The sequence below is a fragment of the Pseudomonas sp. IT-P218 genome (genome assembly GCF_949767605.1).
Classification (GTDB): domain Bacteria; phylum Pseudomonadota; class Gammaproteobacteria; order Pseudomonadales; family Pseudomonadaceae; genus Aquipseudomonas; species Aquipseudomonas putida_AE.
Genome location: NZ_CATKQQ010000066.1, coordinates 139881 through 155378 on the forward strand (window position 1 = coordinate 139881; position 15498 = coordinate 155378).

Annotated in this window: 13 protein-coding genes; all 13 read right to left on the reverse strand. The window is 63.6% G+C overall.

The features are described from left to right. Window positions 1-93 precede the first annotated feature (93 nt). The 13 genes from madM to ACM6I6_RS25150 all read right to left on the reverse strand — a co-directional run bounded on the left by madM (window position 94) and on the right by ACM6I6_RS25150 (window position 15481). Window positions 94-858 carry a malonate transporter subunit MadM gene (gene madM, locus ACM6I6_RS25090; protein ID WP_020797401.1) on the reverse strand — a complete coding sequence of 255 codons (765 nt, stop codon included), beginning with the start codon at window positions 856-858 and terminating at the stop codon, window positions 94-96. A 1-nt stretch (window position 859) separates the two neighbouring features. Next, the gene (gene madL, locus ACM6I6_RS25095; RefSeq protein ID WP_008063455.1) at window positions 860-1276 is read right to left on the reverse strand and encodes a malonate transporter subunit MadL; all 417 of its coding nucleotides are present in this window, start codon (window positions 1274-1276) and stop codon (window positions 860-862) included. A 61-nt stretch (window positions 1277-1337) separates the two neighbouring features. Further along, on the reverse strand, window positions 1338-2249 hold the full coding sequence (mdcH, locus tag ACM6I6_RS25100) for a malonate decarboxylase subunit epsilon (RefSeq protein WP_414920860.1): 912 nt from the start codon (window positions 2247-2249) through the stop codon (window positions 1338-1340). After that, window positions 2246-2866: a malonate decarboxylase holo-ACP synthase gene (locus ACM6I6_RS25105; protein WP_323606604.1), complete on the reverse strand. Its 621-nt coding sequence runs from the start codon at window positions 2864-2866 to the stop codon at window positions 2246-2248. Before ACM6I6_RS25105 ends, mdcH begins: the two co-directional genes overlap by 4 nt. Further along, on the reverse strand, window positions 2860-3663 hold the full coding sequence (gene mdcE, locus ACM6I6_RS25110; RefSeq protein WP_323606605.1) for a biotin-independent malonate decarboxylase subunit gamma: 804 nt from the start codon (window positions 3661-3663) through the stop codon (window positions 2860-2862). The genes ACM6I6_RS25105 and mdcE overlap by 7 nt, the downstream gene beginning before the upstream one ends. Next, window positions 3660-4511, reverse strand: a complete 852-nt coding sequence (locus ACM6I6_RS25115) for a biotin-independent malonate decarboxylase subunit beta (RefSeq protein WP_323606606.1) — start codon at window positions 4509-4511, stop codon at window positions 3660-3662. Before ACM6I6_RS25115 ends, mdcE begins: the two co-directional genes overlap by 4 nt. After that, a complete protein-coding gene (locus ACM6I6_RS25120; RefSeq protein ID WP_323606607.1) occupies window positions 4504-4803 on the reverse strand; it encodes a malonate decarboxylase subunit delta in 300 nt (99 codons plus the stop codon). Before ACM6I6_RS25120 ends, ACM6I6_RS25115 begins: the two co-directional genes overlap by 8 nt. A 14-nt stretch (window positions 4804-4817) precedes the next feature. Then, window positions 4818-5693: a triphosphoribosyl-dephospho-CoA synthase gene (locus tag ACM6I6_RS25125; RefSeq protein WP_323606608.1), complete on the reverse strand. Its 876-nt coding sequence runs from the start codon at window positions 5691-5693 to the stop codon at window positions 4818-4820. Continuing rightward, entirely contained in the window at window positions 5693-7363 is a 1671-nt protein-coding gene (gene mdcA, locus ACM6I6_RS25130) for a malonate decarboxylase subunit alpha (RefSeq protein WP_414920861.1), read from the reverse strand. Before mdcA ends, ACM6I6_RS25125 begins: the two co-directional genes overlap by 1 nt. Before the next feature lie 274 nt (window positions 7364-7637). Then, a complete protein-coding gene (locus tag ACM6I6_RS25135; RefSeq protein ID WP_414920906.1) occupies window positions 7638-7841 on the reverse strand; it encodes a hypothetical protein in 204 nt (67 codons plus the stop codon). Then, on the reverse strand, window positions 7804-8433 hold the full coding sequence (locus ACM6I6_RS25140; protein ID WP_323606611.1) for a transcriptional regulator: 630 nt from the start codon (window positions 8431-8433) through the stop codon (window positions 7804-7806). The genes ACM6I6_RS25135 and ACM6I6_RS25140 overlap by 38 nt, the downstream gene beginning before the upstream one ends. A 582-nt stretch (window positions 8434-9015) precedes the next feature. Further along, window positions 9016-9483, reverse strand: a complete 468-nt coding sequence (locus ACM6I6_RS25145) for a chemotaxis protein CheW (RefSeq protein ID WP_414920862.1) — start codon at window positions 9481-9483, stop codon at window positions 9016-9018. Further along, window positions 9476-15481 carry an Hpt domain-containing protein gene (locus ACM6I6_RS25150; protein WP_414920863.1) on the reverse strand — a complete coding sequence of 2002 codons (6006 nt, stop codon included), beginning with the start codon at window positions 15479-15481 and terminating at the stop codon, window positions 9476-9478. The genes ACM6I6_RS25145 and ACM6I6_RS25150 overlap by 8 nt, the downstream gene beginning before the upstream one ends. Window positions 15482-15498 lie beyond the last annotated feature (17 nt).

Below are 15498 nucleotides of genomic sequence, written 5' to 3' on the forward strand. Positions count from 1 at the left end.
GCTGGCTCCCACAGTGGGTGTGCAAACCCTATTCCCCCTGTGGGAGCCAGCCTGCTGGCGATGGCGTCAGCCCAGACAACTCAAAATCTGAAATCAGCCAACAATCCCCCGAACAATGAAGTACAGCAACGAAGGCCCCAACAAGCACCCAAGCCCGGTGTGGAATGTCGCCGTCAACGCACCATAAGGCACCAACCGCCGATCCGTCGCCGCCAGCCCCGCCGTCACACCGCTCACCGTGCCAGCCAGCCCACCAAATACCATCGCCGAACGCGGGTTATCCAGGCCCATCCAGCGCGCCGCCATCGGCGTGCCGACCATCACCAGGATCGCCTTGATCAACCCGGTGGCAATCGACAGCGCCATCACATCCGAGGTCGCGCCAATCGCCGCACCGGTCACCGGCCCGACGATGTAGGTCACCGCCCCCGCGCCAATCGTGGTCATGCTCACCGCATCACGATAACCGAACACCCAGGCCATGCACGCGCCGACAATGAACGGCAGCACCGTGCCCAGCAGCAGCGCGATCACGCCGATCAAGCCGGCCTTTTTCGCTTCGGTGGCCTGCACTTCGAACGCCGTGGCGACAATCGCGAAGTCCCGCAGCATGGCGCCGCCCATCAGGCCGATGCCGGAGAACAGCGTCAGGTCCGCCAGGCCTTTTTGTCCGCCGGTCATGGTACCGCCGACCCAGGCCAGGACCAGGCCGATGACGATCGCAATCGCCGAGCCATGGATGCGCCCGAAGGTCAGGCGTTTGGAGAGGATGACTGACACCCACATGATCACGCCGACGAAGGCGAATGCCGTGACCAGTCCGTTGTGTTCCAGGCCTTTCTCGATGAGATCCCACATATCAGCGACCTCCTACTGGCGTGCCGACGGGGGAAATTTCCGCCGGTTCATCGGGCAAGGGTTCGCCTTTGTGAGTCCGGCTGATCAGGGCAATGGTGCAGCCGCACACCACCACCGAGCCGATCGCCGCCAGCACCGCCACCGGCCCGCCGTGCAAGGCCGTGACTACGTTCTGTTGCGCGGCCATCGCCACCACCACCGGAATGTACATGGCACCCCAGAAGCCAACGCCCATTTCGCAATCCTTGGTCATGCCGCCGCGTTTTTGCATCCACAACCGCGCGCAGATCAACAGGATCATCGCGATCCCGACCCCGCCGACGTTGGATTTGACCCCCAGCAGGACGCCGAGCATGTCACCCATGATCACCCCTGCCAGCGTACAGATCGCCAGCAGCGCCACACCGTAAATAATCATTGTTGTCGTCCTCAAAGTGCATCGTCGAATGTTGTTCTTGTTGTTCGAAGCCTCAGGGTGTCTAGGGGTGGCGCAGTCCCTCCTCACGCAACAGCGCCTGCAGGGTATCGAGCCGGGCACCGTCGAACGCGATCACGGTGCCCTGTTCGAATACCCGGCGCGCCAGCCCGGTCAACACCGCACCGGGCGGCAGTTCGATCTGCAGACGTACGCCGCGCTCGTAAGCGCTTTGCACCGTGCCGCGCCAATCCACCACGCGGCACATGTTGAAGGCCAGGTCGTCGCGCAAGGCGTCGACCTTGATCACCGGGCGCGCGCGACTGCCGCTCAGGTAACCGATCTTCGGCGTTTGCAGCTTCACATTGGCGAAGGCTGCGGCGAGGGTTTGCGCCGGCGCATCCAGCAGCGGGCAGTGCGACGGCACACTCACCGCCAGACGCTTGGCCAGCCCTGCCCCACGCGCTTTTGCCAGCTCGGCCAGCGCTTTCATCGCCGCGTCACTGCCGGCAATCACCACCTGGTTGTCGGCGTTGATATTGGCCAGGTACACAGGCGTATCGACGCTGTGAACCTGGGCCAGCAAGCCCTCCACCACCGCCAGGTCCAGGCCGATGATCGCGGTCATTCCGTAGCCCTGTGGATACGCCTGCTGCATCAACTCACCGCGCAGGCTGACCAGATGCAGCGCATCGCTGAACGCCAGGGCACCGGCGACCACCGCGGCCGGGTAGGCACCGATGGAAAGCCCGGCGACGTAATCGGTCGGCAATGACAACTGCCGTGCAGCCGCCACACCGGCGATCAACAGGCAGAGCTGCACCGCCCTTGTCGATTGCAGCGCTTGGGCAGAGTCCAGCAGCCGTACGTCTTCGCCCAACACATCGCTGGCTTCGCTCAGGGTTTCCCGAGGCAAACCCTTGAGCATGCCCGGCCGCTGCGCCCCCTGACCCGGGAACACCAGCAAGCTGCTCACGCTGCCTGCTCCTGCGGGTTCCATGGGTCGATCACCAAGCGGGCTCCCGTTGCATTCTTGAGCAGAACCCGAGTGGAAGAACCCGCCCATTCACGCAAGGCGACCGCACCAAACGAGGTCTGCAACTGCATGTCCACCACACACGGAGTCGCATCGAGCAATGCCACCAGCTCCCGAGCCTGATCACGCGCCAGAGGGTGTGGCGTGCGCAGAATAAGATCCAGATCGCTGGCCTCATGGAGGGCCGCAAAGCCGCTGGCCAACTCGAACCCGGCACTGCCGCTGACGCCCCAGACCCAACCACAGGCATCGAGTACGGGGCGCAATTGAGCCAAGGCCTCAAGCGCCGGCAGGTCACGGTGGCTATCGACATGACACAGCTCTTCCGGGCTGACACGACGGCTGATCGCCGACATCGCCATCGACGTCCCATAACGCTGCTCACGCAAACGACCCCGCACGCCAACCGCAATCCGATCCGCCGTCGACAGCGCACGGCGCACCACCACGGGCTGACCGGCGCAGATGGACTCAACCACCCAGGCAGGCGCATCCACCGGCAGCGGCTGCGGGGTCATGCCCCACAGCAGGTCGTGGGCCAGGAACCCGCTCACCACTGCTCCCTCAGCAATTGGCGGACCTTGCTCGAGGCCGCACGATGGGCCGCGCCGAGGCGACCGCTGAGATCCGTGCCATTGCGCGCAACATCATCAATCGCCTGGGCCAGGCACTCGCTCACCCGCGCCAGATCCGCCGCGGTGGGCTGTTCGATCTGCTGCACCGCCAGGGTTTCCCAGAGCAGGCCGAGGCTGGCATAGCTGTCGATGTCGTAGGCCATCGGCGGCACGCTGGCGGCCAGGGTTTCCAGCTCTTCGACACTGCGCAAGGTCACCCGCGCCGCCGAGGCCTTGCCCATGGCGTGCACCATCACGCCCGGATCGCGCAGGGCAATCAGCCGGTTGGCCTGATAGCCATGGGCGAGAAAGGCACCAGACATGGCCTTGCCCACCAGCAGACCGATGACGGCATGCCCGGCCAAACGGGCGCGGGCATAACTGTCCGCCGCACCGGCCAAGGCCTGATGAATGCCGAGTGCCTCTTCACGGCGACCATAGGCCTGGCTCGGCACGTCGACGATGGCGATCAAGGCGCGCTTTTGCGGTTTGTCCTGATCGGCGGCGATGACTTCGTCCACCGCCTTGGCCAGGCCCCAGCCTTCGAGCAGACCGACTTCACCGTTGCGGGCGCGAACGAATCGGTTGTCCGGATCGGCCACCACGGCGATAAACCGCACGGGTTGATCACCTAGAAGTCCATCCGCCACTTTCAGCGAGGCCGGCAAACCAACCACTGGCCGGGCATCGGCAGCCAAGGCGTTGAACCAGTTCAAGCCTCTGAGGGAATAGACACTCATGGGCGCTCTCCTTGATACAGGTCGCGAACCGTGGCCGGCTCGATTTGCGGTTCGGCATCCAGACGCGCCAGCCGTTGCAGAAACAGCTCGGCCTGGGTGCTGCGTTGTTGAGCGGGCAAACCCTGCTTTAGCAGTTCGCCGACCTGCTGGCGAATCTGCGCCACGTCGTCATCGGCGTAGCGATCCACCAGCCCCGTGGCAAAACGTTGCTCGCCGCCGGTGAGGCTCCAGATGAAGGGGCGATCCCGCGAGTCGTATTCCTCGAGCCCCGCCTCCTGTTCGATCACCTGTGGGCCGTTCAGCCCGAGTCGCGCTTCCTGGGTCACCAGCAGATAGCTGCACAGCCCGGCGGCAATCGACATGCCGCCGAAGCAACCCACGCTGCCGGCTACTACACCAACCACTGGCTGGTACTGGCGCAAATCGACAATCGCCGCATGAATATCGGCAATCGCAGCCAATCCGAGGTTGGCTTCCTGTAAACGCACGCCACCGGTTTCCAGCAGCAACACGGCGCGGGTCGGGATGCCCTTGCGGTTATCCTCGGCGGCCAGCTCCAGAGCGCCGGCGATTTTTGCCCCGCCGACTTCGCCGAGGCTGCCGCCCTGGAAGGCCCCTTCGATGGCCGCGATCACCACCGGCAAACCTTCCAGAGTACCTTTGGCGATGACCACGCCGTCATCGGCCTGTGGCACCACGCCCTGGCGCGACAGCCATGGCGACATGACCCGCTGGAACGGGTCGAGCAATTCGCGAAAGGTGCCGGCATCGAGCAAGGCTTTGGCCCGTTGCCGCGCGCCCAGCTCAACAAAACTGTGCTTGTGCAGAAGTGCTGTGCTGTCAGTCATGGCCGATCTCCTCGAAGCCCTGCTCCAGGCGCAGGCGGACCACGCCTGGGGTGGCACCGAAATCGTGGATATCGATGTCCATCGCAGGCATGGTCTGACCGTCGAACATCCGTGCGAACAGGTGCTGCCAGCGTTGTTCGCTGCCATTGACCGAGGTCTGCACGGTGATGGTCAGCTTGCCGGCCTGACCCGGTTCGATCAGCACTTCCAGATCGCCCGAGCCGACACACCCCACCAGGGTGCGACCGCGTGGCGGCTGCCCGGCGGGAAATTCAAAGGATAAGGTTTCCATCAAAAAGCTTCCCTTTATGAATGGCAGTGGATGATGCCGTCGCCGGACTCGATACGATCGATGAACAGGCAGGCTGCGAGCAGGTCGGCAGCACCACCGGGCGAGGCATTCAATGCGATTAATTGTTGGTCCAGCTCATGCAGCCGACGACGCCCGGCGAGGCTGGCACTGCCACCCGCATCGAGCACGGCCTGGGCGCCCAGCTGCATGGCGTGCAGGCCCTCTTCCCCGGCGCGGTACAGCACGCAGGTGTCAGCCAGGTTGGTCATGATTGCCAGCAGCGCATCGAGCCGGGCGTTCTGTTCGCCATGGCCGGCCGCGCGGCTGCACTTGAGTTGCGGCAGTGCGCGTTGAGTTATCGCCGGGAAACCGAGCTGCGCTTCTTCACGGGCACCACGCGCTCCGTAACGTTGAGCGACTTGGGCACCGTGGCTAAGCGGACGCGGTGCGTAACGATCATCGAGCAGGGCCAGGCGTGCGGCTCGCAAGGCGACAGAGCCGGCGGCAGTGGATAGCGGCTCAAGCGCAACCGCGGCAACCAGCAGGCCCAATGCCCAGATCGCCCCACGATGGGTATTCACGCCGTGGGTGGTGGCGAGCATCGCCTGTTCGCCTTCCCGCCCGATCAGGCCAATGGCTTCGCGCAGCGGCAAGCCGACCTCGCCAATTTCAATAGCGGCTTCAGCCATTTCCTTGAACGCCGGCCACAAGGCCAGCGCCGAGGCGTGCATCAGCCCCAGGTGCAGATCGGTATGGGCACCGTTGCCGCGACGGTCGACCAGCGCTGGTTTGGGCGACAGGTCCGCCTCGTCGATCAGCGCGTCCACCGCAAGGTCCGCCAGGCGCTCGGCCAGACTCAGGGTTTTCGCTTGCAGGTTGAGTGCGTGCATTACCAGCTCCTGAACTTGGCGGGCGGGTTGTAGAGGCCACCGGACCACTCCACCAGGTCCGCCACGCTTTTCGCGGCAAGCAACTCGCGGGTGGCGTCGGTGCGGCGGATGCCGAGGTCTTCGGGCAAGGCGATCAAGCCTTCGCGGCGCATGCGCACGGTATCTTTTGGGTTGTGGCGCAGGCCGATGGCGGTCACCCCGGCAACCGCAGCGATCATGGCCCGGCGCTCTTCCAGCGAACGGGCCTTGTACAGGTAGGCGATGCCTTCCTCGGTCAGCAGGTGGGTGACGTCGTCGCCGTAGATCATGATCGGCGCCAGCGGCATGCCGCTTTTCTTCGCCACCTCCACCGCGTCAAGGGTTTCGACGAAGGTCGGTTTGCCGCCCTCCTGGAAGGTCTCGACCATTTGCACCACCAGTTTCTTGCCGCGTTCGAGCATCGGCTCGGCCGCGTCGGCGTGGCGCATGTCGAGCCAGGCTGGCGTGCCGTGGCGGCGACCGCGCGGGTCGTGGCCCATGTTCGGCGCGCCACCAAAACCGGCCAGGCGACCGCGGGTCACGGTTGAAGAATGGCCATCGCCGTCGACTTGCAGGGTCGCACCGATGAACAGGTCCACCGCGTATTGCCCGGCCAGTTGGCTGAACATCCGGTTGGAGCGCAGGGAGCCGTCGCGCCCGGTGAAGAACACGTCCGGCCGGGCGGCGATGTAGTTTTCCATGCCCAGTTCGGTGCCGAAGCAATGCACGCTTTCGACCCAGCCGCTTTCAATTGCCGGGATCAAAGTCGGGTGCGGATTAAGCGTCCAGTTGCGACAGATCTTGCCTTTCAGGCCCAGGGATTCACCGTAGGTGGGCAGGATCAGTTCGATGGCGGCGGTGTTGAAGCCGATGCCGTGGTTGAGCGACTGCACGTTGTGTTTTTCGTAGATCCCGCGAATCGCCATCATAGCCATCAGCACGTGCACCGGCTTGATGTGCCGGGGATCGCGGGTGAACAGCGGTTCGATGTAGAACGGCTTGTCGGCCACCACCACGAAATCGACCCAGGAAGCGGGAATGTCGACCCGCGGCAGGTCGCTGACATCGTCCACCAACTGGTTGACCTGGACGATGACGATGCCATCGCTGAAGGCGGCCGGCTCGATCAGCGCCGGGGTGTCTTCGGTGCTGGGCCCGGTATAGATGTTGCCGGCGCGGTCGGCCATGAAACCGGCGCTGAGCACTACGTTGGGAATCAGGTCGACCACCAGCCGCGCATAGAGCTCGATGTAAGTGTGGATCGCGCCGATTTCCAGCAGGCCGTCTTCCAGCAACTGGCTGATGCGCAGGCTCTGAGTGCCGGCGAAGGAGAAATCGAGCTTGCGGGCGATGCCGCGTTCGAACAGGTCCAGGTGCTCGGAGCGACCGACGCTGGGCATGATCATGTGCAGGTCATGCAGCTTCGCGGGGTCGGCCTTGGCCAGGGAACGGGAAAGAAAATCCGCCTGCTTCTGGTTGTTGCCCTCCAGCACCACACGATCACCGGGCACTATCAACGCCTCCAGCGCCGCCACGATCTTGTCGGTGGGCAACACCACACCGTCAGCCAGGTCTCGCACCTGCGCAAGACGCCGCTGCTTCTCGCTGCGCCGCCGCGTCCATCGCGAGTCGGGGGAAATTGTTGTTGTCATGACCACTCCACGGGTTCGCTGTCGTGGGGGTCACAGTAGGAGCGTTGGGTGGGGGCATCAATCAAGCAGAGTGGTGGATTGTTACGCTCAGGTTAATGAACCGGAAAAGTTGCGTTGTCAGGGCTGACGCCTTCGCGGGCAAGTCGAATCGTCGCACCGCCGCTCCTACAGTGTCCGTGTATTGCCCATCATCTGCGGCAACCACAATACCTGTGGGAGCGGGCTTGCCCGCGAAGGGGCCAGGAAAGTTTCCAAAGCGTTGAGCCATGGGTCATCACGGTTCGCCCATCTGCTCCTGCACCCGAATCAAAAGCTGCGCAGTACTTTCCAGCAACTGCGCCAGCAAAGAAGTAGTTTGTGCATCTTTCAGTCGAGCGATTGCCGAACGCATCAAGCCTTCGCATTCCTTGCGTTCCGGCGGCTCGACCTTCAACCCACCGCTACGTACCAGATTCTCCAGATTCTCGCTGCTGCCCATCCTTGGACTCCACAGGGTTCTCACCCATCAGATTGATCTTGTCCTGCTGCGCTACCCGCACGACGAAGCTGTTTTCAGCCTTTATTTTTGCGGCCCAGTCTTCGGGGGTGTAGAGCGTCGGATTGAGGGTGCGGCCCAGTTGCTCTTCCAGAGGCAAGAGCCGTTCCATCACTTCACTGTAGTGCAGCCCCTCCCCGATCAGCATCAGATCAATGTCACTGGATGCGTTGGCCTGATCCTTGGCGATCGACCCGTAGATAAACGCCCAGACGAGTTGATCAGCGAAGGGCTGTAGTGCGTCGCGCAGGGGCTGTGCGATACCGAAGGTTTTGCGCGTGATGCCCAGAAGTTCGGCATAGATCGGGCATTCGGGATTGGCTTGATAGTGAGTCTGGTTGCCCTGGCGGGACATCGTCAGTATGCCCGCCCGTTGCAGGCGATCCAGTTCGCGCATGAGGCTGCCTTTGCCCACTTGAGCCCAGCGCGCGATCTCGTTGGCGTAGAAGCTTCGGTCGGGTTTGCCGAACAGCAGGCCCAGCACTTTTTGCTGGGTGGTCGTGAACAAGGCTTCGCAGAGGGAAAGGTTTTGCACAGTGACAACCAATAAGCCCCAAAAAGGGAACGATAGGTCCCTTTTGGGGAATCTTCAACTTGTGAACGTCTTCGCCAGCCGATCGGGTTTTGTGTTTAAACGTTTGTCCGCGGATGGGGTGGAAGGCTACAACGCCAGACATCGCTGCCTACAGCAATGCCGGAACCCGCTGACTGGTGCGCTTTTGCGTTGATCTTTATTGTTTGGCTGTCGCTGCCAATTCAGCGACCGGGTTTGGAACCCCGAGGTGTAGACGACGCAAAAGCGCCTTTCATAACGTATGCTTGCGCACCTTGAATGTGTGCACTCCGTTATGGCGGCTGTGCGCGGGAGACCTTCGGGTCTGCCGGGTTTTGTCCGTTTACCCCGGGTTCCAACCTGCGTACAGCTGCCACCCTTCGATTGGAACCCAAGGGAGCAGCTAAAACTCGTAAGACGGAGATTCACTATGTTCAAAGTTACTCCCAATCCCCCAGACACAGATCCCCAAGCGAGGCCGCCTTCGCGAGCAAGCCCGCTCCCACATTGGTTTGCGGCGAACACAAAACCCTGTGGGAGCGGGCTTGCTCGCGAAGGGGCCCTTCAGACGAGCCTGGCACTCACCAACAACTCTTCCAGCGCCAGCAGATCCGGCACCTTGGCCACTTGATCCGCCACCTGTACCGCCGCTTGCTCCAGCGAACACAGCGGCACATCCACGTAGCTCAACTGGCTGTCGAGCTTGTACGAGCGCGGAATTCCCTGCACCAGCAGCGCGATGAATTTCAGTTCGGGACGACCGCCGAGCGCATTGAGAATGACGATTCGCGCGCGTTCGCCGATGACGATTTTCTGCCCGCATGCGGACTCGAAACTGAGCAACGGAATCTGCCGGTCGCGCCAGGCTACCCGGCCCAGGTACCAGGGCGGTGAGTCCAGGTTGAAGGCCGCGGGCTGGTAGTCGATCAGCTCCGCCACCGCGACGTTGGGCAGGATCAGGTTGCGGTCGGCCAGGGGCAGCAGCAGGCCGGTGAGCTGGCTTTCGCGCGAGTCGTGGCGACGCTCATGCATGGGTCTTGCTCCACAGGGCGATGCTTTCGAGCAGTACCGATTCCTGGTACGGCTTGCCAAGGTAGTCGTTGACGCCGATGGCCATGGCCCGGTCGCGGTGTTTCTGGCCGGTGCGGGAGGTGATCATGATGATCGGCAGGTGCCGCAGGCGCTCATCGTTGCGCACTTGGGTCGCAACTTCGAAGCCATCCATGCGTGGCATTTCGATGTCCAGCAGCATCAGGTCCGGGCTGTGCTCTTCGAGCAGCAGCATGGCGTCGACCCCGTCCTTGGCGGTCAGCACGTTCATGCCGTGGCGTTCGAGCAAGCGGCTGGTGACCTTGCGCACGGTGACCGAGTCATCGACCACCATCACCAGCAACGGCCGCTGCGGCTCGACCTCGACTTCGTGGCTCGCCGGACGCTGCGGCGCACGCGCTTGCATGGCGCGAACCGGCGCCAGCAGGTCCAGGATCAGCACCACCCGGCCGTCCCCCAGAATCGTCGCTCCGGATACCCCTTGCACCGCCGAAAACTGCGGGCCGAGGCTTTTCACCACGATCTCGCGCGTGCCCGCCATGGCATCCACCTGCACCGCAATGTGCCGCTCGTTGCACTGCACCAGCAACACCGGCAGCGGCAGGCTCTGGCCCGACAGCCGTGGACGCGGGCTGGTTTTTAGCAACTCGCCCAGGTAACACAGTTCATAGCGCTGCCCGGCGTATTCATAGGTCGGCGGATCAAGACGAAAATGCCCTTCGAGTTCATTGGGCAACACGCGCACGATGCCGTCGATGGTGTTCAGCGGAATCGCGTATTGATCCTCCGCGCATTGCACCATCAAGGCCCGGTTGACCGACACGGTGAACGGCAGGCGAATGCGAAAATGCACGCCCTGCCCCGGCACCGAGTCGATGCTCATGGTGCCGCCCAGTTGCCGCACTTCTTCGTGCACCACGTCCATGCCGACCCCTCGCCCGGAGATCTGGGTGATTTTCTCGGCCGTGGAAAACCCCGGCTGGAGGATGAATTGCAGCACGTCGTGGTCGCTGATGACGCTGTCCGGGGCGAGCAGGCCGCGCTTGATCGCCTTGCGCCGTACCGCCTCCAGGGGCACGCCGGCGCCGTCGTCGCGAATATCGAAAATGATGTCGCCACCCTCGCGCAACAGATCCAAAGTGATCCGCCCTTGCGCCGGTTTGCCCGCCGCAACCCGCACGTCGGCGGGCTCCAGGCCATGGTCGACGGCGTTACGCAGCATATGCTCCAGCGGCGCCGCCATGCGTTCGAGCACATTGCGATCCATTTCGCCTTCGGCGTTGCCGACGATGAACTCGACGTCCTTGCCCAGCTCACCGGCCACCTGGCGGACAATGCGCTTGAGGCGCGGCAGCATGCGCTCGAACGGCACCATGCGCGTGCGCATCAGGCCTTCCTGCAATTCGGTGTTGATGCGACCCTGCTGTTGCAACAGGTTTTCCGCGTCCTGGTTGCGCCGGTCGAGGGTTTCCTTGAGGTCGAGCAGGTCGGAGGCGGATTCGAACAGGGCGCGCGACAGTTGCTGCAATTGCGAATGACGGTCCATTTCCAGCGGATCGAACTCTTCGTAACCCAGGCGCTCGGCCTCGACCTGCTGACGGCTGAGGATCCGGCCCTGGGTTTCGGTATCGAGCCGGCGCAACTGGTCGCGCATGCGCTCGATGGTGGTTTCCATCTCGTTGAGCGCCACCTGCGCGTCGTTTACCTGTTGTTCGATGCGACCACGAAAGATCGAGGTTTCAGCGGCCAGGTTGACCAGGTCATCGAGCAGCTCCGCCGAGACCTTGACCATGTCCGCCCCGGCATCGGGTTGCAGCTGTGGTGGCTCGGCTTTCGCCGCCACGGTGAGCGGCGCCGGGGTTTCAGCCAGTACCGGGTGACTGAAGTTCTGGATCGCGTCGATCAGCCGGTCGGCCGGCGGCAATGGCTCGCCGGCGCGCGCCGCGTCGAGCATCTGGGCCAGGCGGTCATGGCTGCGCTGCAGCAGCTCGAACAACGCCGGCGTGGGTTGCAGCACGCCGGTGGACAGACCTTCGTAGAGATACTCCAGCTCATGGGCCAAGTCGCCGATCGGGGCGATTTCCACCATGCGCGCACCGCCCTTGAGGGTGTGCAGGTCGCGCAGCAGGGTTTCCATTTCCTGGCGGTTCGACGGCTCCGCCTGCCAGCGCAGCAATGCCGCGCCGGAGCTTTCGATGATGTCGAAGCCTTCTTCAAGGAAGATGTCCAGCAACTCGCCGTCATGGTGGGTCGAGTCGTTGCCGGTCGCCGCTTCGAGCACCTCGGCGTTGCTCGCGTGACCTTGCCTGAAGGCGCGAATCGCTTCGATCAGGTCCTCGGGATCGCCCAGGACTTGATGGTCTTGCAGTTGCTCAAGCAACTGGGCCAGGCGGTCATGGCTCTGTTGCAGCAGCTGCGCCAGCGCTTCGCTATGGCTGTAACGGCGATCCACCAGTCCCTCATAGAGGCTTTCCAGTTCATGGGCCAGGTCGCCGACCGGCTCGACCTCGGCCATACGCGCGCCACCCTTGAGGGTGTGCAGATCGCGCTGCAACGACGACAGGGGCGCGGCGTTATGCGGGTCATTGAGCCAGCGCTGCAGGGAATGGTTGGCGCTTTCGAGGATATCCTCGGCTTCCTCGAGGAAGATCGAGACGATGTCGTTGTCCAGTTCGGCGGCGCGCCCCCCTGTAGGAGCTGGCTTGCCAGCGATGGACGTCAACAATGACGCGTTGTCATTGGATGACCGCGGCGCCTGTGAGTCCATCGCGAGCACGCTCGTTCCCACAGGGGGGGGTAGCGTGCGCTCAAGTTCAGCGGTGGCGTCGCCCAGCTCGCGGATGCTCAAGGTGCGACTGCCGTCACTGCGAATCAGGCCCATGGCGGATGGATCGAGGCTCTGGTCGAGCAAGCCGTGCAAGGCCCGAACCCGCTCCGGACGCGGGCTGACTTCCTGGCCGGCCGCCAACTCATCGAGCATGTTGATCAGCGCTTCGTGGGCACCCTGTGCCTCATGGAAAAACGCTTCGCTGACTGCCAGGCTGCTCTCTTCCACCGCGCCGTAGAGATCGAGCAAGGCTTCGCAGAGTTCATCCACCGGGTGCAGGTCGGCCAGGTGCGCACCTTCGCCGAGGGTGGTCAATTCGTCCAGCAGTGCACTGAGTTCCTGGCGCTCGCCCGGGTGCTGCTGCCAACGCCGCAACAGGCTTTCGGCGTCCAGCAGGATGTCCATGCCCTGGGCCAGGAAGTTGTTGATCAGCTGCGGGTCGCGCTTTATCCGCAGGCCACTGCTGGGCGTGTTCGAGAGGGTTTGCAGGCGCTCGGCGAGCAGCGCCCTGGCACGCTCGATCAAGGCCCGCGCACCGGGAATTTCTGCCACCGGATCGCTCTTGAGCTGGCGCAAGCCAAGCCGGAACAAACCTTCGGCCTCCAGCAGCACTTCGACTTCGTCCAGATCGAGCGCGATCAGGTGAGCCTTGTACTCCCGGGCCAGTTGGTCCAGCGGCGTCGCCAGCTCGGCAATCGGCAGGACCCCGGCCACCGACGCACTGCCCTTGAGCGTGTGCAAGGCGCGCTGCAGTTCATCGCTGGCCTGCAGCGGGAGGTGTTCGGCGGCCTGGTCGAGAAAGCGGTTGAGGCTACCCAGATGGGTCTCGGCTTCCTTGCGGAAGATTTCCAGCAACAGCGGGTCGAGGGCCGCGACGTCCTGGGTGTCCTCGTCCACTGCCGTGGCTGCGCCCTTGGCCAGGGCATGGGCACGGGCCGCCAGCTGGTCGACATCGTCACGCTGGCGCTGGGCATCGGCGGCATATTCGGCCATCAGTTGCGGGAGCAGATCGAGCACTTCGCCGAGCAACTGCTGCACGCTGGCGCCAGGCGTCACGCTCTGTTCGAGGATGCGGTTGAGCAGGTTTTCCATGGCCCAGGCCAGTTCGCCCAGTACCAGGGCGCGCACCATCCGGCCGCTGCCCTTGAGGGTATGGAAAGCGCGGCGCAGTTCACTCAGGGCCGAGCGGTTGGCGGGATTGCCCGACCAGCGTGGCAAATACTCACGAAGGATCTCCAGTACTTCCTCGGTTTCTTCGATGAACACTTCGCGCAATTCCTCGTCCACCGGCGCTTCGCCTGACGGCGGCGGCAGCAGGCTGCCCGGCGTGTCGAGGGCGGGCGGGTTCAGGGCCGAGACCGGGTTGGCCAGCACATCGGCCAGGCTCTGGGCGATGGCCGGGGCATCCCGTTCCTGCTGTTGCTGTGCTTCGCCGGAGCTCAAGACATCCGCCAGCACCGGCACCTGTTGTTCGCTGGGGAAAACCCCGAGTGCAGCCAGGCTTCGCTGCGCCACGTCGAGCAATTGTTCACCGGGCGCCAGGGGGTCGTCGCTGAGGCGCTCAAGGTAATACTCGATGCTGGTGATAGCGTCGGCCAGGCTGTCCAGCGCCTGCCAGCCGGGCTGGCCCGGTTCGAGCAGCAGGTGCTCGCGGATAAAATGATTGCAGGTTTCGATCAGGCTCGCCGCCCGGCTCAACGGAATCATCGCCAGGGCACCGCGCACTTGGGTGAGCAAGGCCGGCAGTGCCTGCAGGTGCTGTCGGTCCCAATCGGCATCGATGTAGTCGACGATCATGTCCTTGGCCTGCTGCAGGCAGATGCGCGCTTCCTTGATGACGATCTGGTGGATCTGCGTCAGGTCGGTGGTGGGCAGGCGGCTGTCTTCCTGGCTTTCCGGCTCCACGGTGCCGACCATGCCGGCCAGGGTCGCTTCGACGTAAAGCAAGGCCCCGGCCACGTCCATGAGGATCGCGTCATCGGGTGCGCGCTGTCCCTGGGTCAGGCTCAGCACCACGGCCAGTTGATCGATGATGACCTTGCGTGGCTGGCCAAAACCCAGCACCGCCAGGGTGTCGGCGATCTGCCGCAGGGGCGCCAGCAGGCTGTCGAGGTCCGAGGCGTGTTGGCGGTCGCTGCGCACGAACAGGTCGAGGTGCTCCTTGACCCGCACCAGCTCTTCGCACAAGGCCGCCAATACCGAGCGCATGGCGTCACGGTCGGGCCCGGCCAGCCGTGCGCGTTCTTCGTCGACCATCGCGCTGTCAGGCAATGCATCATCCAGTGCGTAGCGATCTTTCATGGTCAGCATCTGCCCGGTGGGATGTTCGGCCTTGGCAATATAGAACAGCAAACTCTTGAGCAACTCGGTTGGCGGCGGCTGATTGATGCCCTGCATGCCCTGTTCGAGCAGACGCTTGAGCTCCTTGTCAGCCTCCTTGAACAGGCTGCGCAAGGCCGGGCTGTTGCCGATGGCACCGGCGCGCATGCCTTCGACCAGCGCCGAAGCGACCTGCCACAGCGGGCTCAGGGGCGCTGAACCGCACACGTTTTCCAGACGGCTGAAGACCTTGGCCAGGTACTCAAGGTGAGTGTCGTCGTCCTGTTCACGCAGCAAACCGACCAGGGCCATCTGCAACATCTGCCGCAACTTGCGCAGCACATTCGGCAATTCCGCCGGCTCCAGCCGCGCCAGGGACGCTTCGTCCAGGGGCGCCAGGCCGAGCAACTGCGGGCTGAACAGGCTGGTTTCCGACAACAGGCTTTCGCCCCGGGCGCTGCGCAGGTCGTTGATCAGCGGCAAGACCACCAAGGGCAAATCGCGGCGGGCGCCTTGCACGCGATCGAGGTAGATCGGCAATTGCCCCAGCGCTTGCAGCATGAGGTGCAACGCTTCGTCGCGATGATGAACGCGATTGTGTTGCAAGGCGGTGACCAGTTGCTCCATTTCTTCGGCAAGCAAGGCCGCGCCGTAGAACTCGACCATCTGCAGGCTGCCGTGAACCTGATGGATGCACGCCAGGCATTCGCTCAGGGCGTGCGTCGCCTGCGGGTCATCAAGCTGGGTTTCGATCGCGTGATGAGCCTGCTTCAGCGTTTCGGCAATTTCGCCTTTGACCCATTCGAGGGCCACATAGTCGTGCCGATCACCCATAACCACTCCAATCCCCA